The sequence below is a fragment of the Rhodococcus ruber NBRC 15591 genome, assembly GCF_001894945.1.
GTDB classification, from domain to species: domain Bacteria; phylum Actinomycetota; class Actinomycetes; order Mycobacteriales; family Mycobacteriaceae; genus Rhodococcus; species Rhodococcus ruber.
Genome location: NZ_BCXE01000021.1, coordinates 282,319 through 305,409 on the forward strand (window position 1 = coordinate 282,319; position 23,091 = coordinate 305,409).

Genomic DNA, 23,091 nt, shown 5'->3' on the forward strand with positions numbered 1-23,091 from the left:
GTAGCGACTGACCAAGATTACGGGAAGGTGACTGCCAGGGTCAAACCGGGCCCGGCCGCGGTCGGGCCCGGTTCGACCTCATGCCTGCGCTTCGACCGGCGGGCCGGCAGGCCGGCCGGCGGCCCGGCGACGACGTGGCCGTCGAACGGTCACCGGTTCGGCGCTGTCACCGTCCGAAACCGCCGCGGTGGTCACCGGCTCCGGGGCCGGAGCGGTGGCCACGGGCTCCGGGGTCGGAGCGGTGGCCACGGGCTCCGGGGCCGGAGCCGGCACCACGAAGACGGTGCCGGTGCCGTCGCCCGTCGGAGCCGAAGGAGCCCGCGAGACCCGGCGACGGCGACGGGCCGCCGGCTCGGCGGCCTGCTTACCGGCCTCCGGTGCTTCTGCCGGTTGCGCCTCGCCCGATTCGGCCGGCGCCTCGCGCGATTCGACCGGGCGCGCCTCGCGGGGTTCTGTCACCGGTGCCGACGCGGCTTCGGTGGGCGTCTGCGCGGGCGCTGCCTCCGCCGGCTCGGCACCGGACTCGGTCGGGTGCTCGTCGTGGTTGTCGTGGTGCGCGGCCATCGCCAGAGCGACCGGGTGGGCGCGCTTGACCGTCGCGTCCACCACCGGCGCCTCGGGGGCCGGCTGGGGTGCGGCCGTCTCGGTCGTCGCCGGTTCCGGCTGGGTGCCCCGATCACGGCCGCGGCGGCGACGGGAGCCGCTCTCGCTGCGCGCGGGCCGGCCACCGTCCTCGGCGGCGGCGACCTCGACGGGTTCGCTGTGCACGAGGATGCCGCGGCCGTGGCAGTGCTCGCAGGTGGTGGAGAACGCCTCCACGAGCCCCGTCCCGAGCCGCTTGCGCGTCATCTGCACGAGTCCCAGCGAGGTCACCTCGGAGACCTGGTGACGGGTGCGATCCCGGCCGAGCGCCTCGGTCAGGCGTCGCAGCACGAGGTCCCGGTTCGACTCGAGCACCATGTCGATGAAGTCGACGACGATCATGCCGCCGATGTCGCGCAGCCGCATCTGCCGCACGATCTCCTCGGCTGCCTCGAGGTTGTTGCGCGTGACGGTCTCTTCGAGGTTGCCTCCGGCGCCGGTGAACTTGCCGGTGTTGACGTCGACGACCGTCATCGCCTCGGTGCGATCGATGACGAGAGTGCCACCGGACGGCAGCCACACCTTGCGGTCGAGCGCCTTGGCGAGTTGCTCGTCGATGCGGTGTACGGCGAACACGTCACGCGCGCCCGACTCGGAATCGTGCCGCTCCACGCGGGGCAGCATGTCCGGGGCGACGGTCCGGATGTAGTTCTCGACAGTGTTCCAGGCGTTCTCACCCTCGATGACGAGCTTGGAGAAGTCCTCGTTGAACAGGTCGCGAATCACCTTGACCAGCAGGTCGGGCTCTTCGTAGAGGGTCTTCGGCTGTCCCGAACCGTCGGCCTCGAGCTTGGCGGCCTGCTCCTCGATCGAGGCCCACTGCGTCTGCAGGCGCTGTACGTCGCGGGCGAGTTCGTCCTCGCTCACGCCCTCCGCCGCAGTACGGATGATCACACCGGCCTCGGCCGGGACGACCTCACGCAGGATCTCCTTGAGCCGCTTGCGCTCGGTGTCGGGCAGCTTGCGGCTGATGCCGGTGGACGAGCCGCCCGGCACGTACACCAGGAATCGGCCGGCGAGACTGATCTGCGTGGTGAGCCGGGCGCCCTTGTGCCCCACCGGGTCCTTGCTGACCTGCACGAGCACCCGGTCGCCCGGCTTGAGGGCCTGCTCGATCTTGCGCGAGTTGCCACCGAGCCCGGCGGCGTCCCAGTTGACCTCGCCGGCGTAGAGGACGCCGTTGCGACCCCTGCCGATGTCGATGAACGCCGCCTCCATCGAGGGAAGCACGTTCTGGACGCGGCCGAGGAAGATGTTGCCGACCATCGAACCGGAGCCGGCGCTGGTCACGAAATGCTCGACGAGGACGCCGTCCTCGAGGACCGCGACCTGGGTGATGTTCCCGGGGTTCGCGGTGTCACCGGTCTTCTCCCGCACCACCATGACGCGGTCGACGGACTCGCGGCGGGCGAGGAACTCCGACTCCGTGAGGATCGGGGGCCGACGGCGGCCTGCGTCCCGGCCGTCGCGGCGGCGCTGGCGCTTGGCTTCGAGCCGGGTGGAACCGGTGATGCCCTGAACCTCGTCCTTGGGGGCGCGCGTCTTGGATCGCGGCTCACGTTCGTGGACGACAGTGGGGACCGAGTCGTCCTCGACGGCGGTGTCGGCTCCGTCCGCACTGCCCTTGCGACGACGACGACGACGGCGACGACGGGAAGACCCTTCCCCGGACTCGTCCTCGCCCGGCCCGGACTCCTTCTGCTCGGGCTCCGTCTGTCCGGACTCCTTCTGCCCGGACTCCTTCTGCTCGCCTTCGGCCTGGTCCGCGCTCGGCTCGTCGGTCGCGACCTCTTCCGTCGCCGGCTCCTCGGGCTTTGCTTCCGGGCCCTCGCCCTTCTCCGGCGCAGCGCCCTTCTCCGGAGCGGCGCCCTCCTCGGCAGCAGTCTCCGTGGGGGACGTCTCCTCGGCGGTGGTCTCCTCCGACGTCTCGGATTGCTCGCCACGTCCACGGCCCCGGCCGCGTCGACCACGACGGCGACGGCGCGGCTCCTCCTCGGCGGACTCCTCACCCGGCTCCGCCGCAGCGGTCTCCTCGGTGACCTCCTCGGCGACTTCCTCGACGACGGTGGGCTCGGGCGCCTCGGCCGCCCGGCGGGAACGGCGGCGGCGCGGTGCCGCCTCGGCGGGGGCGGTGACTTCCGGCTGCAGGAACAGTGGCGCGCTGACGACGGGTTCGACGGCGCCCGGTTCCGGCGCGGTGAACGCCGGGGTCTCCTGTTCCATGCCGGTGAACAGGGTCGGAGCCGCAGGTGCCGCGGCGGGTTCCTGAGCGGTGGTGTCCTCGACCGCGGTCTCCGGCTCGGCGGCCGGTTCCCCGGCGGGCCCCTCGGCGCCGGCCGGTTCTCCGAGGGGAGCCTCGGCGGTCTCGGCGGCGGGCACCTCGGGTACCTCACCCACCGGTTCCGGTGCGGCTTCCGTCCCGGTCTCGGCGGGCGCACCGAGAGCGGCGCGGATCTGTTCGGCGAGGTCGCGCTGCAGGCTCGAGTGGGCACTGCGCAATTCGGTGCCGAGGTCGGCGGCTTTGGCCATGACCTGCTTGCTCGTGAGACCGAGCAGTTTGGCGAGTGCGTGCACGCGCATCTTCGGCGGCAGCACCACGGTGCCCTCATCGATGGAAGTGTCGTTCGGCGGCGCTTGTTCGGCCACGTAGGTCTCCTCGGGCCCCCGGGCGCGTCCATCCTCGATCTCGAGCGATGTGACGCGGCCACGCGGGGGCGCTGTCTGTGTGGGCTCGCACCGGGAGGCGCGAGATGTGCGGTCTCGCATCGCACGGTCGTCCGGTGCCCGTTTTCACTGCACGGCCGAGCGGTGCCTGGCTGGATCGCGGATCGAGCGCCGGTGCATCCAGCGTGCCACCGGGCGAGGTGTCTCCTGCGTCCCCGGTCACAGCGATGTCGGGCATCGATCCGTGATGTCGTTCGGTCGTTCCGCAACACTCCGAAGCGGGGCGACCTACCTCAGTATCCCACACAGAGGTCCGTGAATACGCCAACGGCGCCCCGAAGGGCGCCGTGGCACGTAGGTCGACGGACGGATCAGGACCCGGCGAGGGCCGGGAACCACAGAGCGATTTCACGCTCGGCCGACTCCACCGAGTCGGAACCGTGCACCAGGTTCTCGCCGGCGTCGAGCCCGAGATCACCGCGAATCGAGCCGGGTACGGCCTTCTCGACGGGGTCGGTGCCGCCCGCGAGCTGGCGGAATGCGGCGATGGCGCGGGGCCCTTCGAGGACCGCCGCGACCAGCGGCCGCGAGGTGATGAACTCGATCAGGCCGGGATAGAAGGGTTTGCCCTCGTGCTCGGCATAGTGGGCGGCGGCCACCTCCTCGGTGGCGGTGCGCAGCTCGAGTGCCACGATGTCGAGTCCCTTGCGCTCGATGCGCGAGAGGATCTCGCCGACATGACGACGGGCCACGCCGTCGGGCTTGATCAGTACCAGGGTCCGCTCAGTCACGCGCACAGCGTAGTGGTCAGCCCCGCTGCCCCGGTAGCAGGCCCCGCGCCTCGCGGTCCTTCATGTCCTTGCGCAGGTACAGGATGTAGCCCCACACCGCACTGAAGATCACGCCGACGATGCCGAGCGCGAGGTCGACGAAGAAGCCCAGCAGGGTCAGCACCTGCAGCGCGAGGTTGTACCGGAGCGCCCAGGGCCGGCCCTGCAGCCCGGCGCCCGCGATCATCGCGACGGCGAGGAACACGATGTAGCCACCCGAGAGCCACGTGAGTCCCCCGCCGACGACCGCGACAACCGGTAGCACCAGCAGGACCACGATGGCTTCGAGGACGAGCGTGCCGGCCATGACGCCTCGCAGCCCCTTCCACGGGTCCTTCGCGGGGGGCCGGACGGCGGAGTCCCGGTCCGGCGATGCGGCGGAGTTGTCAGCTGCCTCGCTCACGCGGGGTCCTTTCCGAAGAGAGTGCGGGCGGCGCCGGCGGTCACCACCGAGCCGGTGACCACGACACCCGCCCCCGATACTGCCTCACCCGGCTCGGCGACCTCCTCGGCGATGGCGACGGCGGTCTCGAGGGCGTCGGGCAGTGTCGGCGCGACGACCACGCGTTCGTCGCCGAACCGCGCCACGGCCAGGTCTGAGAGCTCGTCGACGTCCATCGCCCGCGGCGAGCCGTTGTGGGTCACGACGATCTCGTCGAACACCGGCTCGAGGGCGTCGAGCAGACCGGGCACGTCCTTGTCGGCCATCACCGACACCACTCCGACCAGCTTGCGGAAGTCGAACTCGTCGGCGAGGGCCGCAGCGAGAGCCTTCGCCCCGTGGGGGTTGTGGGCGGCGTCGAGGAACACCGTCGGAGCGCTACGCACCCGTTCGAGCCGGCCCGGGTTGAGCACCGAGGCGAACGCCGCGCGCACCGCGTCGGCGTCGAGCTGCCGGTCGGCACCGGCCCCGAAGAACGCCTCCACGGCGGCGAGCGCGAGCGCGGCGTTACGGGCCTGGTGCTCGCCGTGCAGCGGCAGGAAGATGTCGGTGTACACCCCGCCGAGGCCTTGCAGCTCGAGTTGCTGCCCGCCCACGGCGATGCGCCGGGCCAGGACCTGGAACTCGGCGCCTTCGCGTGCGACGGCGGCGTCCGCTTCGACGGCCCGGCGCAGCAGCACCTCCATCACCTCGGGTTCCTGCTGGGCCAGGATTGCGACGGTGTCGCGGGGCACGAGCCCGTCGTCGGGTGCCTTCTTGATGATCCCGGCCTTCTCCCCCGCGATCGTCGCGAGATCGGGGCCGAGGTATTCGGTGTGGTCGAGCCCGATCGGGGTGACGACCGCGACCTGCGCGTCGACGACGTTGGTGGCGTCCCAGGTGCCACCGAGTCCCACCTCGACGACGGCGACGTCGACGGGGGCCTCGGCGAACGCGGCGAATGCCATGGCCGTGGTCACCTCGAACTTGCTCATCGCCGGGCCGCCCGCGGCCTGCGACTGCGCGTCGATCATCGCGACGTACGGCTCGAGTTCGCGATAGGTGTCGACGTAGGTGCGCGGGGAGACCGGCGCCCCGTCGATGCTGATCCGCTCCGTGGCCAGCTGCAGGTGCGGGCTCGTGGTGCGGCCGGTGCGCCGGTGCAACCGGGTCAGCAGGGCGTCGATCATGCGGCTCACCGACGTCTTACCGTTCGTGCCGGCGATCTGGATGGACGGATAGCTGCGCTGGGGGGATCCGAGCAGATCCATCAGCGCCGCGATCCGGGTCAGCGAAGGCTCGATCTTCGTTTCGGGCCAGCGCTTGTCGAGTTCGGCCTCGACCAGGGTCAGCTCGGCCAGGTCGACCGGCGACGGCGTCGCCGGGCCGGCCGCGGACCGGTCCTCGCTCACGCCGACCCCAGTTCCTGCAGGCGCGCGGTGATCCGGGCGATCTCCTCCTCCGCGATCTGCCTGCGGGCGGTGATCTTCTCCACGACCGCCGCGGGCGCCTTGGCGAGGAACGCCTCGTTGCCGAGCTTGGCGGACGTGCCCGCGAGCTCCTTCTCGGCGACCGCGAGGTCCTTGCCGAGACGGGCGCGCTCGGCCGCCACGTCGACGGTGCCGGAGGTGTCCAGTTCCACGGTGACGGTGGCACGGGACAGGCGCACCTCGATGGCGGCGGTGGCGGCGAACTCCTCCGCAGGCTCGGTCAGCCGCGCCAGGGACCGTACGGCCGGCACCTGCGCAACCAGGTCGGCGGCGTCGATCTCGGTGAGGCGTGCGGCGACCTTCTGCGACGGCTTGAGGCCCTGGTCGCTGCGGAAACGGCGGACCTCGGTCACGAGCTTCTGCAGATCCTCGACGCGACGCGCGGAGTCGGCGTCGGGCTCGGTGCCGGTGGCGTTCGGCCAGGACGCGACGACCACGGACTCGCCGCCGGTGAGGACCTTCCAGAGGGTTTCGGTGACGAACGGGATCACCGGATGCAGCAGGCGGAGCAGCTGGTCGAGGACGTTGCCGAGGACCGCCTTGGTGCCCTGCGCGTACTCGCTGCCGTCGGCCAGCTGCACCTTGGCGAGCTCGAGATACCAGTCGCACACCTCGTCCCATGCGAAGTGGTAGAGCGCCTCGCACGCCTTGGAGAACTCGAACCGCTCGAACGCCTCGTCGACTTCGGCGCGGACCTGCTCGAGCCGGTCGAGGATCCACCGGTCCGCGTCGGTGAGGGCGGTGCGCGCCGGGAGCTCGGTGACGACCGCGCCGTTCATCAGGGCGAACTTGGTCGCGTTGAACAGCTTGTTGGCGAAGTTGCGGGAGGACTGCGCGTGGTCCTCGCCCACGGCGAGGTCGCTACCCGGGTTGGCGCCGCGGGCCAGGGTGAAGCGCAGCGCGTCGGCGCCGTACCGCTCCACCCAGTCCAGCGGATCGATGCCGTTGCCGCGCGACTTGGACATCTTCTTGCCGAACTGGTCGCGCACGAGGCCGTGCAGGAACAGGTCCTTGAACGGCACCTGGACGCCGGACTTCCCGCCGGCGGTGATCGCCTCGTCGTTCGCGACGTACAGGCCGAACATCATCATCCGGGCCACCCAGAAGAACAGGATGTCGTATCCGGTGACGAGAACGCTGGTGGGATAGAACTTCTCGAGCTCCGGCGTCCTGTCCGGCCAGCCCATCGTGGAGAACGGCCACAGACCCGAGGAGAACCAGGTGTCGAGGACGTCGGGATCCTGCTCCCAGCCCTCGGGCGCGGTCTCGTCCGGTCCGAAGCACGCGACCTCGCCGTCCGGGCCGTACCAGATCGGGATGCGGTGACCCCACCACAGCTGCCGCGAGATGCACCAGTCGTGCATGTCGTCGACCCACGCGAACCAGCGCGGCTCCTGGCTGGCCGGGTGGATCACGGTGTCGCCGTTGCGGACCGCGTCGCCCGCGGCCTTGGCGAGCGCATCGACCTTGACCCACCACTGCATCGACAGCCGGGGCTCGATTGTCTCGCCGCTGCGCTCGGAATGACCGACGCTGTGCAGGTAGGGACGCTTCTCGGCGACGACCCGGCCCTGCTCGGCCAGCGCCTCGCGCACCCGGACCCGCGCCTCGAACCGGTCCATGCCGTCGAATCGTGTTCCGGTGTCGGCGATCCTGCCGGCCTTGTCCATGATGGTGGGCATCGGCAGGTTGTGCCGCACGCCCATCTCGAAGTCGTTGGGATCGTGGGCGGGGGTGATCTTCACGGCGCCGGTGCCGAATTCGGGGTCGACGTATTCGTCGGCGATCACGGGGATACGCCGGCCGGTGAGGGGATGCTCGAGGGTGGTGCCGACCAGGTGCTGGTAGCGCTCGTCGTCCGGGTGCACCGCGACGGCGGTGTCACCGAGCATGGTCTCGACCCGGGTGGTGGCGACGATCACGTGCGGCTCGTCGTCGTCCAGGGAGCCGTAGCGCAACGAGACGAGTTCGCCCTCGACCTCCTCGAACTTGACCTCGATGTCGGAGATCGCGGTCTGCAGCACGGGCGACCAGTTCACCAGTCGCTCGGCGCGGTAGATCAGCCCGTCGTCGTAGAGCCGCTTGAACATCGTCTGCACGGCCCGCGAGAGACCCTCGTCCATGGTGAACCGGTCGCGGGACCAGTCGACGCCGTCCCCGATGCGGCGCATCTGCCCCTGGATGGTGCCGCCGGATTCGCGCTTCCAGTCCCAGACCTTCTCGACGAACAGTTCGCGACCGAAGTCCTCCTTGGTCTTCCCGTCCACCGCGAGTTGCTTCTCGACGACGGTCTGGGTGGCGATGCCGGCGTGGTCCATGCCGGGCAGCCACAGCACCTCGTAGCCCTGCATGCGTCTACGGCGCGAGAGCGCGTCCATGAGGGTGTGGTCGAGTGCGTGACCCATGTGCAGGCTGCCGGTCACGTTCGGCGGTGGCAGCACGATCGAGTAACCGGGCTTGTCGCTGGACGGATCGGCGGCGAAGTAACCGGCGTCCACCCAGCCCTGGTACAGCTCGTCCTCTACGGCGCTGGGGTCCCAGCTCTTGGGGAGGGCGTCGGCGGGGTTCTGGTGGTTCTCTGGCGCACTGGTCACCCCGCAATCGTAGTCAGCGGAGGCAAACCGCCTGCACACGCCCCACGTGCCCGGATCGGGCCTGCTGGACTGCGGATCACGGGTACGGCACCGTGGCAGACGTGAACGAGTTCCGCTTCGCCACGAACGTCTTCACCCTGGAGTCGGCCGGCGCGTTCGCCGGCCGATGCCGCCGCATCGAGGCGCTCGGGTACGACACGCTGTTCGCCGCGGACCACCTGGGGGTCGTCGCGCCGTTTCCCACGCTCGTCGCCGCGGCGCAGGCGACCGAGCGGTTGCGAGTGGGCACGCTCGTCCTCAACGCTCCGTTCTGGAACTCGGAGCTGTTGGCCCGCGACGTCGCGACCACCGACGTCCTCACCGGTGGCCGGCTCGAACTCGGCCTCGGCGCCGGGCACATGAAGTGGGAATTCGACGAGGCCGGCATCGGCTGGGATCCGATCGGCCGCCGCGTCGATCGGCTCGAGGCCCTGATCGAGGGTCTGGGGCGCCGCTTCGCGGAGGGCGGGTACCCACAACAGGCCGAGCTGCGCGCCGGCCTGGACCTGGCACCGCTGCAGCCGGTCCAGCGGTGCGGGTTCGGCGGCACCGGTCCCCCGCTGCTGATCGGCGGTACCGGGGACCGGGTGCTGCAGCTGGCGGCCGAGCGCGCCGACATCGTGGGGGTGGCCGGTGCCGTGCAGGTGCCGGGACAGGCGCCCGGGGTGCTGCGCATCGCGACGGCCGCCGAGGCCGACGAACGCGTGCGGTTCGCCCGCGAGCGCGCCGGCGCCCGCGCGGACCGCCTCGAGTGGCAGGTGCTGGTCCAGGCGGTCGTGGTGACCGACGACCGAGAGGCCGCGGCGCGGGCACTGCTCGAGCGCTTCGGTCCGATGACGAGCGTCGAGGAACTGCTGGACACGCCGTTCGCACTGATCGGCACGGTGGAACGGATGGCCGATCAGGTCCTGCGCGACCGCGACCGCTACGGCTTCACCTACTACACCGTCCACGGGCCGTACCTCGAGGCGTTCGCCCCGGTGCTCGAGCGGGTGCGGACGCTGGGCGGGTGAGCGTCGCCCCCGACGGAGATGCCGTTCGACTCCCGCGCCGCGCACCGCCGGGATCCGCGTCAGCCGAGCACCTCGGGCAGTTCCCGGGGACGCGCGAGCACGTGCTCCGCGAGGAACGCCTCGACCACCTCGTACCAGATCTTCGCGTGCTGGGGGCCGAGCACCCAGTGGTTCTCGTCGGGGAAGTAGAGGAAGCGATGCACGGTGGAGCCGTCCTCGGCGGCGGGTGCCCCCGACTCGGAGAGCAGTTCGTACCACAGTCGCAGCCCCTCCCCGATCGGCACGCGATAGTCCTTGTCGCCGTGGATCACCAGCATGGGAGTGACGATGTCGGCGACATACAGGTGCGGTGAGTTCTCCACCGCCATCTCGGGGGTCATCTCCCGCGCCCAGTACCAGGCCGAATCCGTGGTGGGTCCGAACTGGTCGAGAGCCCACAGGCTCGCGTGGGTGACGATCGCCCGGAACCGGTCGGTGTGCCCGGCCACCCAGTTGGCCATGTACCCGCCGAAGGAGCCGCCCATCGCGGCGGTGCGGTCGGCGTCGATCTCGGGGAGCTCGATCGCGGCATCGGTCAGCGCCATCAGGTCGGTGTAGGGCTCCTTGCCCCATCTGCCCCACCCGCGCCGGACGAAGTCCTGCCCGTAGCCGGAGGACAGGGCGGGGTCCGGGAGCAGCACGGCGTAGCCGCGGGCGACGAGAAGCCACGGGTTCCATCGCCACGACCAGGTGTTCCAGGAGCTGAGGGGGCCACCGTGGATCCACAGCAGCAGCGGTGCGGGGGCGTCGGGGTCGGCGGTGGCCGGCAGGGCCAGCCAGGCCCGCAGCGGGGTGCCGTCGGCGGCGGCAGTGGTCAGTTCCGTGAGGCGGCCGGGGAGGTCCGGCAGCTCGGCGGGAGCGCGCAGAACGGTGACGGCGCCGGAGCCGTCCAGCGGGATCCGCACCGGGTGCGGCGGAGCGTCGTAGGCCGCACGCAGGGCGTAGACGCACGTTCCGTCGGGTGCGACGCGCAGGTCGGTGTAGGCGGCCGGGTCGGTGGTCAACGGGGTGGGGACGTCGGCCCACAACGCGACCTGGAAGATCGGCGCGCGGCCGTGCTCGTCGGCGGTCACGAGCAGCGCCCCGGAGTCGGGACGCCAGACGACCGACGTCGGCCACCGGTCCCATCCGGGCACCAGAACCGTCGTGTCTCCCGATCGAAGATCGAACAGCCGCAACGTGATTGTCGGCGCGGTCTCGGGGTCGGAGTGTGTCTCGTGCAGGAATGCGATCCGGGTGCCGTCCGGCGAGATCGCGGGGGCGAACACGTCGGCGGTCTCGTCGTCGACGAGGACCGTGCGCAGTCCGGTGTCCGTGTCGATGCGCACCAGGGTGGTGCGGCGGGAGGCGAGCGGCCCGGGGACCGACCAGGTGGTGACGACGAACGTGCCGTCCGGGGCGAGGTCGAGGGTGGCCTCGCGCAGCGCGCCCCCGGGTCCGGGAGTCAGGTCCGACAGGGGCGGGTGGAGGCCGTCCGCGAGGGCGAGCAGGTGCGGCTCGGCCGGGCCGAGGTCGTGATCCCAGTGCCGGATCGGGTATCCGGTGTGCAGCACGGCGGAGATCTTGTGCTTCCTGCGGGCGTCCCGGATCCGTTCGTCGTCGCCGTCGGTACGGCCGAGCACGTCCGCCGTCACCACGATCCGGTCGGCGGCCCGCGCGGCGTGCACTGCGCGTACCCCGCCCTTGCGGGACACGACGCGCTGCGCTTCGCCACCGGCCGCCGGCAGCCGCCACAGTGCGACGGGGGCATCGTCGCCGTCCGTCCCGTCGGCCCGGGCCGCGGTGAACAGCAGGTCACCGGTGGCGGTGAAGACCGGGTTCGACTCGCCCTTCGCACCCCACGTGAGCCGCCGGGCGGGCTCCTGTCCGTGCGGGTCGACCTCCCACAAGGCCCCGACGTACCCGGTCCCCTCCTCGTCCAGGGTGGACTGGGCGATCACGACACGGGTCCCGTCCGGCGACAGCGCGAGCGCGGTGACGCGCGGGAGAGCGAGATAGTCGTCGAGGTCGTCGAATGCGGTCATGGTGCCCGAGGGTAGTGCGCGCCGGGGGCGTCACCGGGGAGCCGACACGGCCGTTTCGGACGGCGAATGCCCCTGCCGACCGGCACTGTGGTCTGCGCCGTCGCCGGCGCCGCGTGGGCGCTGCCCCCACGGTCGGACTCCTGGCGCCGCGTCACATGCGCGGTTGCCTCATCGCATCACCGGCAGGATCCGCGCGCCCGACCGGCCCGATGCCGCTTCGATAAAGTCCCGCGCGTCCGGGACGGCGGCGAGCACGTTGCGGGTGCGTTCGAGTGCCTCCGATTCGGGCGGCGGTCCGCCGACCGTGTCGACGACGTCGAGCAGGTGGACGGTCGTTTCGAGGATGGCCAGGTCGAGGAGTGCGCCGAGCGTCACCGAGCCCAGCAGAGGGTGTGGGACGACGGTCTCACGATCGAGGCCGGTCAGGCGATCGAACGCCTGCGGCAGTTCGACGGCGAATCGCTCGACGAGCGTCTCCCGGCCGGCGTCGGTGGCGGCGTGGCGGACCATCTCGGCGATCCGTCGGTGCATCGGTTCGGCGGCGACCGGGTCGGCGTTGAAGACGCGGAGCATCTCCGCGGCGCTGGTGACCTTTGCCGTGCCCTCGGGCGCGGGGTCGGCGATCAGGGCGATCAGGGCGTCGGGTGCGACGTGGACGTACAGGTCCCGAACGGTCCAGCCCGGCAGCCGGGTCGGGGCCGTCCACTGCTCGTCGCTCAATGCCCGGGCCCGTTCGGCCCAGGAGCGCCACAGCCGGATCAGCAGGGCTCGATCCCGGTCGAAGGTCGATGTCACCGCTCCCCCTCGTTCGGTCACCCGCGCGGCGGCCTCGGCCGGTGGGTGGTCGTCTTCCTGATGCTCCCGTCGGTGTCGTAGTAGGTCCACTCACCGGTCTTCCTGCCGTGCTCCCAGTGTCCGCTGTCGACGAGTGTCCCCGCCGCCGTCCAGCGTTCCCAGTAGCCGTGCTTGTCACCGTGGGCGAACCCGCCGCGCTGCAGCAGACCACCGGTGGCGCGGTACCAGGTCCAGGGACCGTGCAGGACGCCGCGGTCGTAACCACCCTCGGAACGTAGCGCCCCACCGGCGGAGAAGTGCCGCCACGTTCCGTGACGCTCGCCGTCGACGTAGGTGCCCACCATCAGCCCGCCGTGCGGGTCGGGCTCCGCCCATTCGCCGGTCTTGCGGCCGTGACCGTCCACGGCGTTCGGGCGCTCGAGGGGCGCGCTCACGTCGTGCCCCCGACCCGGGCCGGGGCTTCGCATACGCCGCTCGGTCCTGTGGCTGTCCGCGAGACATCACTCACAGATACCGACTATATGCAAGCAACTGCTTGCATATCAAGGGATCGGCCGATTCATCGCGTCACGGGTTCGCGCCACATCTTCCACAGGGTCGGCCCTCCGTTCGGGACGGCGATCTCGCCGGTGACCCGGAACCCGAACCGCTCGTAGTAGGAGATGTTCTTCTCCTTGCTCGATTCGAGATACGCGGGCATCCCGTCGGCGTCACAGCGGTCCAGCCGCGACCGCAGCAGGGCCTTCCCGAAACCTCCGCCACGCGCCGCGTTTCCGGTTCCGATGGCGGAGAGGTACCAGTGCGGCTCGGCCGGATGCGCCTCGTCGAGCGCGCCGTCGACCTCGGCGCCGACGCGGGCCCGGCGCCCGAGCGCGCGGATCATCCCCGCAGTGACCAGCACGGACCGCCACCCCGGGGCTTTCCAGCGACCCGGCGGCGCCCACATGGTCGCGCCTCCGGCGGAACCGTCCGGCCCCTCGGCGAGCTCGAGTCCGCCGTGCGACAGCAGATGATGCTGCGCCTCGGCGGCGAACATGCGTGGCAGACCTCGGCGCCGGCGCTCGTCGTCGGGCCACATCCACATCATCACCGGATCGTCGAAGAACGCGTCGGCGAGGGTGCGGGCGAAGACCGGTATGTCCCGTCGGGTGGCCGGGCGGACGACAGGGGTCATGCGGACGAGGCTACCGGCCTCGACGGAGCATCGTTGCCGCCCAGCAGGTTTTACGTCGTTGTCACACAGCGAGAACCGCGCGTGTTTCGTTTTATGCAACACTGTTTCCCTGTAAGAAACAACCGAAGTGCGAGCTGTGAGGAAATGCGATGACCGAAACCGCGAACATCGTCATCGTCGGCGGCGGACTCGAGGGCCTGGCTGCGGCCTGGTCCCTCGCCGAGCGCGGCGAAACGGATGTCCTCGTCCTGGAACGCGGGACGATGTGTTCCGGCATGACCGGCAAGTCCAGCGGCATCGTCCGCTGCCACTACGGCGTTCCGTCGCTGGCCGCGATGGCCTGGCACGGCGTGCAGGTGTTCTCCGAAGCCGAGGAGATCTTCGGGGCCGACATCGGCTTCCGGCAGACCGGATACGTCGTCGGCGTCGGGCCCCAGAACACCGCCCCGCTCGCCGCGAACGTCGAGATGCACCGGGCCCTCGGAGTGCCCGTCGAGACGATCGACGCCGGCGAGGTCCGCCGCCTGCTACCGGGGATAGCCCTCGATCCCTTCGCGGCCTTCGCGTACGAGCCCCTCGGCGGCCACGGCGACGCCTACATGACCGGAATGGCCTACGGCACCCGCGCCCGAGCCCTCGGCGTGCGAGTGCGCCAGGGCACCCCCGTCGCCTCCCTCCTGCAGCGCGAGGGCGGCGAGGTCTACGGGGTGCGGCTCGCGGACGGCTCCGAAATCCACGCGGGCACCGTCGTGCTCGCAACCGGCGTGTGGTCACCGGCACTCGGCGCGACCGCCGGCGTGGACCTCCCGATCCGGGCCCAGCGGGAACAACTCCTGCTCGTCGACCAGGGCGAACCCACCCCCGACATCCCCACCTTCTCCGACCTGGTGAACCTCCAGTACATCCGCCGCGAGCCCAACGGAGAGCTGCTGGTGGGCAACAGCGATCACTCCGCGCCGGAGTGGGCGGACCCGGACGACTACGCCAATCGCGCCGACGACCCGTTCGTGGAAACCGCCGTCGCGAAGCTCGACCGGTTGCTGCCGGCCATGCCCGATCCGCGGCTCGCCTCGTCGTACGCGGGATGCTACGACACCACACCCGACTACAACCCGATCATCGGCCCGTCCCCGGCGCCGGGACTGTTCCTGCTCGTGGGCTTCAGCGGCCACGGTTACAAGATCTCCCCTGCCGTGGGCCGGCTCGCCGCCGACCTCCTGCTCGACGGCATCAGCAGCGACCCCGCCGTGGACGGCACCGACTTCCGGTACTCGCGCTTCGCCGAAGGCAAGCCCCTCGCCAGCCTGAACCCGTACGTCGGGGCCGGGGAGATGCGCTGACGAAACGAACCGCCGGACACGCCGCTGTACCGAGGCCCGGGCGGGGTATAGAACAGAAGGTGAGGCTTCGGCGCGGAAACCGGAGAAGGTACACGTCATGCCGGACGACGAGGATCTGTTCTCGGCCACGGGAGAGCCGGACACGGTTCTCCGCGTGTTCGAGGCGCTGCCGTTCGCACTCGGAGCGTGGCAGGGACACGACCACGTGTACGTCGCGACCAACGCCGCCTACCGTGCGCTGCTCGGACGGGGCGATCTCCTGGGCCGGCCGGTGCGCGAGGCCGTCCCGGAACTCGAGGGTCAGCAGTTCTTCGAGCTGCTCGACCGGGTGGCGGCGACCGGCGTCGCCGAGACCGCCAAGGAATGGCGCATGCAGATCGACACCGACGGCAGCGGCGTGGTCCGCGAGCGCTACTTCGACTTCACTGTCGCCCCCTGCCGCGACCCCGGCTGCGGCGTCGCCGGACTGCTCTTCTTCGCCTCCGACGTGACCGACAGTGTCCTGGCGCGGCACGTCGCCGAGGCCCGGGCCCAGCTGATGTCGGAGAAGTACGAACAGGCCCGCGACGCGGTGACGGTGATGCAGCAGACCCTGCTGGCGCCGTCCGTTCCGGTCGTGCCGGGAGCCGAGGTGGCGGCGGCCTACCTGGTCGCCGCGGAGGACACGGCCGCCGGCGGTGACTGGTTCGACGCGTTGGCCCTCCCCGGCGGCGAGCTCGCGCTCATCACCGGAGACGTCGTCGGGCACGGCGTCGAGGCCGCCGCCGTGATGGGACAACTCCGGGCGGTTCTGCGCCAGCAGATCCTCGCGGGTGCAGACGTCGCCGGCGCCCTGTCCACGCTCGACGCCTTCTCGGCGCACGTCCCCGGCGCCCGCACCGCGACGGTGTGTGTCGCCGTCCTCGACACCGGAAGCGGCCGAGTCCGCTACTGCACGGGCGGGCATCCCCCGCCGCTGGTGGCGAGCCCGGTCGGGACGGTCCGCTACCTGCCTCCCTCGGGCGCGACGCCGATCGGAACCGGCTCGACGTTCCCCGTCGCCACCGACGCCCTCGCCACCGGCGACGTCGTGCTGCTCTACACGGACGGATTGATCGAGCGTCCCGGCCGGCCGCCCCCGGCGAGCACCGCCGAACTCGCCGAGCGGGCGGCTCTGAGCGTGGCCGGCCGCTCGTTCCCGATCCCGGACACACGCGCCCGGACGGTGGATCGGGTGTGCGGGGAGGTCCTCGAATTCCTGCTTCGGGAAACCGGATACAGCGACGACGTGACCATCGTCGCGGCTCAGCGGACGGCGATGCCGGATCCCCTGCACGTGCACCTGCACGCCGACCGGGAGGCGCCGAAGGCGGCGCGGTCGGCGCTGTGGCAGTGGCTCGTGCGTATCGGGGCCGACCATGCGGGGACCGTGGCCGTCGAACACGCGGTCTCCGAACTGGTGTCCAACGTCGTCGAGCACGCCTATCCCGGCACCGACGCCGAGCACAGCCCGGTCGAGATCGGCGGAGTTCTCGACGCCGACGGCTGCCTCCGGATCCGCGTACGGGACCGGGGCCGCTGGAAGACCCCCGCGACAACCCCGGAGTCCCACCGGTTGACGGACAGCCGCGGCCGCGGACTGACGATGGTCCGGCTCTTCGCCGACGATCTCCGCATCGACTGCGACGACACGGGCACGACTGCGACGGTCACGTTCCGGCTCACCCGGAGCGCCCGCGTCGTCACCGAGTTCACCGACGGCGCGATCGTCGGCCGTCCCGAGTCCTCGCGCGACTTCGCCGTCGACGAGACCGCACCCGGCCGCCTCGCGGTGCGGGGCGATGTCGACATCGACACCGCCCCCATCCTCAAGGGTCACCTCGACGTGGCGTCACGCGGCGGAACACTCTCGGTGACAGTGGATCTGAGCGAGGTCACCCATCTCGGCTCCGCCGGGGTCTCGTTGCTCTCGACGGCCCGTGAGCGTGCGGCCGGGCAGCACACCGCCGTGACCCTGGTGGCGCCGCCGGGCACCACCGCGCACCACGTGCTCACCCTGGTCGGACTCCACGGCCGGGCCGCACCCCCCGCGGGTGGCATCGCCGAACCCTCAGGCGACCCGGAGACGTGAACCCGGCACCGACGAAATGTCGATGCCGGGCGAAATCCTCGTCAGCTCGCGATCTTCCGTCTCCGGGACTGCACGTACTTCTCCCGCTCGGCGACCGACATCCCACCCCACACCCCGTAGGGTTCGCCCATCGTGAGCGCGTGCTCGCGGCACTGCTCGATGACCGGGCACCGATGGCACATCTCCTTGGCCTTCGACTCCCGCTGGTAACGCGCTCGGCCCCGTTCACCGTCGGGCGAGAAGAACACCGAGGAGTCGACACCGCGGCACAAGCCCTGCATCTGCCAGTTCCAGACATCGACGGTCGGCCGGAGGGGGTGAGGTGACAATGGCACGGGGCTCTCCTTGACAGCAGGCTCGCACGCAGTGCGAGCGGACCGGACGAAAGTCTGCGACCTTTCGTTCACTTCGATCCACGCGCCGCGACCCCCGCGAAGGGCCGGGTCTCGGTTCGTCGATCTCATGGACCGGGGAGTACCCCACGCCGCCGGAATTCATGCCAACAGAAAGAGAGATTTGTCGAAGATCCACGAAACTGGGGGCCGGACCGACCGCCCGCCCGGTCCCCGACCCGCATACCGCCTGTTCGCGGGGCGACGCGGCGGTACCCTCCTCGGACCCGGACCCGCGTCCGGTCGCGCGGAGCCGCCGGGGACGGTCAGCGGCCGGCCATCGCCCGGAGCAGTGGGGCGGCGGGCAGCGACGCGAAGAGCGCCGCCTCGTCGCGCCACGACGACTCCTCGTCGAGGAACCGCAGGATCGGCTCCGCGGAGGACCGGTCGAACAGGCCCGCGAAGGCGCGCTCGAGCACGGCGGGCCGCTCGACGACGGCCCGCAACAGCCCCTGGTCGTACCGGGCGAACCGGGACGGGGCAGGGCGCACGTCGAAAGGATGCCCGTGCCGGGCGAGCGACCGCGCGAGGGCCTCACTGTCGCGCTGGATCCGCTGATAGGCATATCCGCTGCTGCCCTTGAGCATCCCGCCCGCGGCGCCGATCCGCACGATGTTGCCGCGGCGCCGCGCGGGCGGCTGTGAGGCCAACGGCATCCGCGCGGACTCGTCCGCCTCGACCACGTAGGCGTCCTCGTCGGCGCCGAGCACCGTCGCCAGGTACTCCCGGAGTGCCTCGTCGTGGACGGCGGTGCCGACGGGCCCGGCGTCGGGACGCGCGAAACACGTGTGCTCGACGAGGGCGCGACGGTCGTCGGTGGGCAGCACGTACACGAAGGACGCGGCCCGGCCCTGATCGGTGCGGAAGTCGAACAGGGTGGGGACGCCGGGATCGAACAGGGGTGCATCGGCGCGGATCCGCCACCCCCGGAAGTCCAGCCACGCATCGGGGCCCGTCCCGTCGCGCGGGTCACCGCTGTCGGGGCCGCGGCCGTCGAAGACCCACTCGGGGTGCAGTTCCGTGCCGTCGGACAGGCCGACGCGCGGACGGGCCCCGTCGTGCACCCGCGTCACATGCCCGGTGCGGAACCCGATGTCGCCGACTGCATCCGTGATCTCGTCGACCACCGGCACCAGATCGGCGCCGCGGACGACGCCGTACCGGTACCGGCCGAGACCGAGGGTGCGGGACCGTCCGCCGACGTGAACCCGGATCCGGGCGAACCGCGCGGAGACGGCGGCGTCGAGGAGTCCGGGCCGGCGGGACCAGAACGCCCATCCGACTTCTCGGATGTCGCGGGCGCCGTCGTCGACGAGCACCACCGGACCGGGTCGCGCCGGGGCGGTGGCGAGATGGGCCGCCAGCGACAGCCCGCTCAGGCCCGCCCCCAGGACGGCGATACCGCCGTCGACCGGTTCGTTCCAGGCTCGCACGCTCGACCCTCCCCTCGCCGGAGCCGTCTCCTTCGTCACCGTACCGGCCACCGGGCACGGTCGTGCGGTCCTACGCGGCGTAGGTCCGTGTCCGTTCCCGCAGCCAGGCCATCGCCGGCCTGCGGTAGGAGTCGATGCCCTTGTACGCGGCGATCTCGCCGGGCAGCTCCTCGACGATGTCGGCGAGCTGTTCGGCCCACACCGGGACCTGCGCGATCTCCTCGAGCGGCGCCATGTAGGTGCGGATGTTGAACACGAGCGTTCCTGTCATGGGCAGCCGGATCAGGTGCTCGAGTTCGATGCGCAGCTGGATGCGGCCCCAGTCGCGGTCGGCGACGAGCCGTGGCATGTCGTCCATCCAGTCGGGCATCGTCTCGAGACTGGTGTCCCGCCGCCGCGAGCCGACCGCGGAGAAGGTCCAGTTCACCCGCCGGTACGGCCGCTCGGTCGTGAGCCGGCGCATGAACTGCTCGGCGCGGTCGGTCACCCCGTTCGAGGTCAGGCCGGGTACGGGACGGTGTATCTCGTGCAGGCTCATGCCGATGTCGAACTTGACGGACCAGTCGGCGGACGACGTGACCAGCGCCGCGTCGAACCACAGGTGCCCGTCGCGCTCGGTCACCAGCAGCACGTCGTCGGGCAGCTGGCATCCGATGAAGACCAGCGGGTGTTCCGGCAGGGTGGACAGATCGCCGAGCGCGAACCGCTGATCGATCCCGAGAAGGTCGTTGCGCCAGCGATACCCCTCGTTCTCGACGTCGAGATGCATGACGTCGGGGAAGGAGGCCGTCATGTCCCGCATGTAGTAGAGCATCAGATCCCAGCAGGCCGGCGTCATGTGGGGCAGCATCTGCACGCGGCCGGGGTCGGCCGCGAGGATCGCGCGACGCAACCGCATCATCTCGACGTACTCGGCGGGGCTCTTGCCGAGGTCGACGATGTGCTCGCCCCAGGCCCCGGCGGCGGTCTCGGTGCGACGCGGTGCCGGTTCGACATTGACGGCGTAGCGAAACACTCTGTCGCCCTGGGGGAAGGGCCACGGCAGGCAGGACAGGTCGCTGGCGACGGAGGCGGTCACGACGGTTCCTTTCCGGTAGGTGTCAGGCCACAGCGCCGAGATAGGCACCGTGGTGCCCCGACAGGTGGGGGCGGATCTCGAGGTCCAGGCCGCACGAACCGCAGGCGACGACATCCCCGGGTTCGGCGTCGACGGCCCGGGTCGTGCCGCAGTGCGGGCAGAACAGCGGCACTCCGTCGACGGCGGTGACATAGGTGGTCGTCTCACACGGCAGCAGGCCGGCGGTGCGCGCCGCAGCCGTCGCTGCCATCGCTTCCCGCCGCGGTCCGGCGATCAGCACGCGGGTACCGGCGCGAGCCTCGCGCACGAGCCGCGCCACCTCCGCAGCGCTCGCGTCCGGAACCACGGTGGCGACGCGGCCGGCGGCGAGCGCCCGCGCCGCCCAGGCCGTCACCGCGGCCCGCGCGTCGGCGCAGCCACCGAGGCAGAACATGAGGTGGATGCGCCCACTCGGATCGAGCGGGGGCAGCGCACCGGTGAGGAAACCGGAGTTCTTCACGGCCGCACACCCCCGAATTCGCGCAACCACTTCAGGCCCGGCTCGCGGGTGCGGGTGAGGCCCTTGTAGTCGGCCATGTCCTCGGGGAGTTCCTCGAGGACCCGGTAGAGCCGATCGGCCCATTCCGGCACCAGCGCGATCTCCTCGAACGGCAGCAGGTAGGTGCGGATGAGGAACATGATCGCGCCGGACGCGCCGAGCCGGATCAGGTGCTGCACCTCGACCCGCAGGTGCAGGCGACGGCCGACGTCCTCGAGGGGCCCCTCGGCGAGCAGGCGCCGGTCGCGTCCCCACTCGGGATACGTCTCGGTGGCCGTGTCGAGCCGGCGGTCCACGGTGAGGGTCCAGTTGGTGCGCCGGTACCGCTGCCCGGGTTGCAGTCCCATGAGGAAGGACTGGGCGCGGGTGATCACTCCCTCGGCGTGGATGCGGGGCACGGGACCGTGGATCTGCAGGAAGCTCATCCCGACGTCGAAGCGCAGCGACCAGTCCGCCGCGAACGTCACCAGGCCCGCGTCGCCCCACAGGGCACCGTCGCGCTGGTCGAGCAGCACGACGTCCTCCTGGATCTGCCGGCCGATGTACAGCAGGGGTGGCTCGGGCAGGGTGGCGGACTGCCCGTAGACGAACGCCTGCTCGAGGTCGAGGGCGAGGTTGCTCCACCGCCAGACGGTGCCGTCGCGGTCGAGCGCGAACGTCTGCGGGTACGCCTCGGCCAGCATCTTCATGAGGGTGAGCATCGCGTCCCACTGCGCGACCGCCATGTGCCCGAGCGTCTGGAAGCGGCTCGGGTCGGCGTCGAGCACGCGCCGTCGCTCGGCGAGCTCGTCGAGGAGGAAGCCGTCCATGTCGACCGGGTGCTCGCCCCAGCCGCCGGCCGCCGTGTCCGCGCGGGTCCCGGCCGGCTCGACGTTGGTGCTGTACCGGTAGGCGTCCCGCGGGAAGGGGAACGGGAACCGCGCGACGCGTTCCGGGAGCGCCTCGAATTCGGTTGCGGCAGTCACAGGTCCAGCTCCAATCGCTCGCCGCCGGCGCGGGAGACGCACGGCATCATGCAGTCGCCGGCGAGTTTCTCCGCGTCGGTCAGGTACAGGTCGCGATGCTCGATCGCGCCGCCGGTCACCGGGATCCGGCATTCGCCGCACACTCCCTGCCGGCACAGGTTCGGCACCGCGACCCCGTTCGTGTCGAGCGCGTCGAGCAGGCTCACGCCGGAGTTCACGACGATGTCGGCCCCGGTGCGGCGCAGATGTGCGGTGAACGGGGAGCCGGGGTCGAGGTCGCCGACACCGAAGTGCTCGTAGTGGATGCGGGCGTCCGGCCACCCCGCGCCACGGGCGCGGGCGGTGAGTTCGTCGATGAGACCGGTGGGCCCGCACACGTACAGGTGGGTGCCGAGCGGCTGATCGAGCAGGGCCGGGCCGAGTGCGGCCCAGAACTGCCCGGGTGTGTGATAGGTGTGCAGGCGGTCGCCGCACAGTTCGCGCAGTTCGCCGAGGTGCGGGCCGTCGCCCTCGCGGAACGTGTAGTGGACCTCGAAGGAGCGGCCCCACTGAGCGGCGGCGCGGGCGTGCGAGAGGATGGGTGTGACGCCGATGCCGCCGGCCACGAGCAGGTGGTGACGCGCGGTGAGGACCGGCGCGAAGGCACTTCGGGGCCTGCTGACCTCCACGACGTCGCCGACCTCGAGACCGTGGACCCAGCGGGAGCCGCCCCGGCCGGTCTCGTCGAGCCGCACGGAGATCGAGTAGCTGTGCGGTTCGAGCTCCGGACCGGTCAGGGAGTAGGAGTTGCGGCGGGGCCGGCCGTCGTCGCGGGGGCCGCAGGAGAGCACGACGTGGCTGCCCGGGGTGAACGACGGCAGTGGCGCACCGGTGGGGTCGACGAACCGCACGTGCCGCACGCCGGTGGCGACGGTGGTCACCTCGGCGACGGCGAGGGTCAGGGTCGCGTCGTTGCGCCGGACGGCCGCTCCGGAGTCGGATACGAGAGTCATCAGCATTCCTCCGCGTCGAGCTGGTAGCCGAGATATGCGCCGTGGTGGCGCGAAACGTGGTGGTAGACGACGAGGTTCGCTGCGCATCCCGGGCACGTGCTCGTCTGCCCGATCGCGGCGGCGGTGTCATGGGTGTGCGCGCAGTGCGCGCAGTACACCGTGCGGGTGTCCGTGGTCAGCACCTCGGGCAGGATCTCGTCGTCGAGTGCCCCCGCGGCGACGGCCACGGCCCGGGCGGCGAGGACGGCGGCCTCGTCGCCCACCAGGACGAGCCGCCAGCCGACGCGGGCCGCGGCGAGCTGGCGTTGCAGGACCTCCGCGGCCGCGTCGCCCCAGGTGGCGGGCGCCCGTAGCCAGCTCACCCGCCGGCCTTCGAAAGAGGTCACGAGGCGGCGGGCGTGGTCGCCGGCGGCGGCGCCGAACGACAGGACGGTGACGGTCCTGCCGCCGTCGGCGACGATGCGTTCCTCGTCCCAGCGCGGGACGCTGGTCGTCTCCGTACAGACGCTCATGTCCGG

At 71.3% G+C, this 23,091-nt stretch carries 19 protein-coding genes; 3 read left to right on the forward strand and 16 right to left on the reverse strand.

What is annotated here, in order from left to right:
- Positions 1-78: 78 nt before the first annotated feature.
- From RR3_RS14385 to RR3_RS14405, 5 genes are all read right to left on the reverse strand, one after another.
- Positions 79-3,288 carry a translation initiation factor IF-2 N-terminal domain-containing protein gene (locus RR3_RS14385; protein ID WP_040271720.1) on the reverse strand — a complete coding sequence of 1,070 codons (3,210 nt, stop codon included), beginning with the start codon at positions 3,286-3,288 and terminating at the stop codon, positions 79-81.
- Between the two features lie 389 nt (positions 3,289-3,677).
- Positions 3,678-4,097, reverse strand: a complete 420-nt coding sequence (gene ndk / locus RR3_RS14390; RefSeq protein WP_006937234.1) for a nucleoside-diphosphate kinase — start codon at positions 4,095-4,097, stop codon at positions 3,678-3,680.
- A gap of 16 nt (positions 4,098-4,113) precedes the next feature.
- Positions 4,114-4,539, reverse strand: coding sequence for a DUF4233 domain-containing protein (locus RR3_RS14395; protein ID WP_010592810.1), 426 nt, complete (start codon positions 4,537-4,539; stop codon positions 4,114-4,116).
- Positions 4,536-5,969, reverse strand: coding sequence for a bifunctional tetrahydrofolate synthase/dihydrofolate synthase (gene folC / locus RR3_RS14400; RefSeq protein WP_010592811.1), 1,434 nt, complete (start codon positions 5,967-5,969; stop codon positions 4,536-4,538). Before folC ends, RR3_RS14395 begins: the two co-directional genes overlap by 4 nt.
- Positions 5,966-8,641 carry a valine--tRNA ligase gene (locus RR3_RS14405; RefSeq protein ID WP_010592812.1) on the reverse strand — a complete coding sequence of 892 codons (2,676 nt, stop codon included), beginning with the start codon at positions 8,639-8,641 and terminating at the stop codon, positions 5,966-5,968. Before RR3_RS14405 ends, folC begins: the two co-directional genes overlap by 4 nt.
- Before the next feature lie 101 nt (positions 8,642-8,742).
- Here RR3_RS14405 and RR3_RS14410 point away from each other — a divergent pair, with 101 nt between their 5' ends.
- Positions 8,743-9,693 (forward strand): TIGR03621 family F420-dependent LLM class oxidoreductase, encoded by a 951-nt coding sequence (locus RR3_RS14410; RefSeq protein ID WP_040271716.1) that lies wholly within the window; start codon positions 8,743-8,745, stop codon positions 9,691-9,693.
- 59 nt (positions 9,694-9,752) lie between these two features.
- Here RR3_RS14410 and RR3_RS14415 read toward each other — a convergent pair whose 3' ends face one another.
- The 4 genes from RR3_RS14415 to RR3_RS14430 form a co-directional block, all read right to left on the reverse strand.
- On the reverse strand, positions 9,753-11,756 hold the full coding sequence (locus RR3_RS14415; protein WP_010592814.1) for a S9 family peptidase: 2,004 nt from the start codon (positions 11,754-11,756) through the stop codon (positions 9,753-9,755).
- 168 nt (positions 11,757-11,924) lie between these two features.
- Positions 11,925-12,551: a maleylpyruvate isomerase N-terminal domain-containing protein gene (locus RR3_RS14420; protein ID WP_010592815.1), complete on the reverse strand. Its 627-nt coding sequence runs from the start codon at positions 12,549-12,551 to the stop codon at positions 11,925-11,927.
- A 17-nt stretch (positions 12,552-12,568) separates the two neighbouring features.
- Positions 12,569-12,985: a toxin-antitoxin system YwqK family antitoxin gene (locus RR3_RS14425; RefSeq protein ID WP_017680513.1), complete on the reverse strand. Its 417-nt coding sequence runs from the start codon at positions 12,983-12,985 to the stop codon at positions 12,569-12,571.
- A 125-nt stretch (positions 12,986-13,110) separates the two neighbouring features.
- Positions 13,111-13,725: a GNAT family N-acetyltransferase gene (locus tag RR3_RS14430; protein ID WP_010592817.1), complete on the reverse strand. Its 615-nt coding sequence runs from the start codon at positions 13,723-13,725 to the stop codon at positions 13,111-13,113.
- 149 nt (positions 13,726-13,874) lie between these two features.
- Here RR3_RS14430 and RR3_RS14435 point away from each other — a divergent pair, with 149 nt between their 5' ends.
- Together RR3_RS14435 and RR3_RS14440 are read left to right on the forward strand one after the other, a co-directional pair.
- On the forward strand, positions 13,875-15,065 hold the full coding sequence (locus RR3_RS14435; protein WP_010592818.1) for an NAD(P)/FAD-dependent oxidoreductase: 1,191 nt from the start codon (positions 13,875-13,877) through the stop codon (positions 15,063-15,065).
- 97 nt (positions 15,066-15,162) lie between these two features.
- The gene (locus RR3_RS14440) at positions 15,163-17,175 is read left to right on the forward strand and encodes a SpoIIE family protein phosphatase (protein ID WP_017680512.1); all 2,013 of its coding nucleotides are present in this window, start codon (positions 15,163-15,165) and stop codon (positions 17,173-17,175) included.
- A gap of 41 nt (positions 17,176-17,216) precedes the next feature.
- Here RR3_RS14440 and RR3_RS14445 read toward each other — a convergent pair whose 3' ends face one another.
- The 7 genes from RR3_RS14445 to RR3_RS14475 form a co-directional block, all read right to left on the reverse strand.
- The gene (locus RR3_RS14445) at positions 17,217-17,456 is read right to left on the reverse strand and encodes a WhiB family transcriptional regulator (RefSeq protein WP_017680511.1); all 240 of its coding nucleotides are present in this window, start codon (positions 17,454-17,456) and stop codon (positions 17,217-17,219) included.
- A 377-nt stretch (positions 17,457-17,833) separates the two neighbouring features.
- The gene (locus RR3_RS14450) at positions 17,834-19,000 is read right to left on the reverse strand and encodes a lycopene cyclase family protein (protein ID WP_064066181.1); all 1,167 of its coding nucleotides are present in this window, start codon (positions 18,998-19,000) and stop codon (positions 17,834-17,836) included.
- Positions 19,001-19,070: 70 nt separating this feature from the next.
- Positions 19,071-20,078 carry a heme-dependent oxidative N-demethylase family protein gene (locus tag RR3_RS14455; RefSeq protein ID WP_064066180.1) on the reverse strand — a complete coding sequence of 336 codons (1,008 nt, stop codon included), beginning with the start codon at positions 20,076-20,078 and terminating at the stop codon, positions 19,071-19,073.
- Between the two features lie 22 nt (positions 20,079-20,100).
- A complete protein-coding gene (locus tag RR3_RS14460) occupies positions 20,101-20,577 on the reverse strand; it encodes a dimethylamine monooxygenase subunit DmmA family protein (RefSeq protein ID WP_064066179.1) in 477 nt (158 codons plus the stop codon).
- Positions 20,574-21,581 carry a heme-dependent oxidative N-demethylase family protein gene (locus RR3_RS14465; RefSeq protein ID WP_064066178.1) on the reverse strand — a complete coding sequence of 336 codons (1,008 nt, stop codon included), beginning with the start codon at positions 21,579-21,581 and terminating at the stop codon, positions 20,574-20,576. The genes RR3_RS14460 and RR3_RS14465 overlap by 4 nt, the downstream gene beginning before the upstream one ends.
- Positions 21,578-22,573 carry a PDR/VanB family oxidoreductase gene (locus tag RR3_RS14470; protein ID WP_064066177.1) on the reverse strand — a complete coding sequence of 332 codons (996 nt, stop codon included), beginning with the start codon at positions 22,571-22,573 and terminating at the stop codon, positions 21,578-21,580. The genes RR3_RS14465 and RR3_RS14470 overlap by 4 nt, the downstream gene beginning before the upstream one ends.
- A complete protein-coding gene (locus RR3_RS14475) occupies positions 22,573-23,085 on the reverse strand; it encodes a dimethylamine monooxygenase subunit DmmA family protein (protein ID WP_064066176.1) in 513 nt (170 codons plus the stop codon). Before RR3_RS14475 ends, RR3_RS14470 begins: the two co-directional genes overlap by 1 nt.
- Between the last annotated feature and the right edge of the window lie 6 nt (positions 23,086-23,091).

What these genes read in the sequence shown, in the direction of transcription:
- RR3_RS14415 (WP_010592814.1), bottom strand. Translation starts at nt 11,756, where the DNA reads ATGACCGCATTCGACGACCTCGACGACTATCTCGCTCTCCCGCGCGTC.
- RR3_RS14430 (WP_010592817.1), bottom strand. Translation starts at nt 13,725, where the DNA reads ATGACCCCTGTCGTCCGCCCGGCCACCCGACGGGACATACCGGTCTTC.
- RR3_RS14435 (WP_010592818.1), top strand. Translation starts at nt 13,875, where the DNA reads ATGACCGAAACCGCGAACATCGTCATCGTCGGCGGCGGACTCGAGGGC.
- RR3_RS14440 (WP_017680512.1), top strand. Translation starts at nt 15,163, where the DNA reads ATGCCGGACGACGAGGATCTGTTCTCGGCCACGGGAGAGCCGGACACG.
- RR3_RS14445 (WP_017680511.1), bottom strand. Translation starts at nt 17,456, where the DNA reads ATGCAGGGCTTGTGCCGCGGTGTCGACTCCTCGGTGTTCTTCTCGCCC.
- RR3_RS14470 (WP_064066177.1), bottom strand. Translation starts at nt 22,573, where the DNA reads ATGACTCTCGTATCCGACTCCGGAGCGGCCGTCCGGCGCAACGACGCG.
- RR3_RS14475 (WP_064066176.1), bottom strand. Translation starts at nt 23,085, where the DNA reads ATGAGCGTCTGTACGGAGACGACCAGCGTCCCGCGCTGGGACGAGGAA.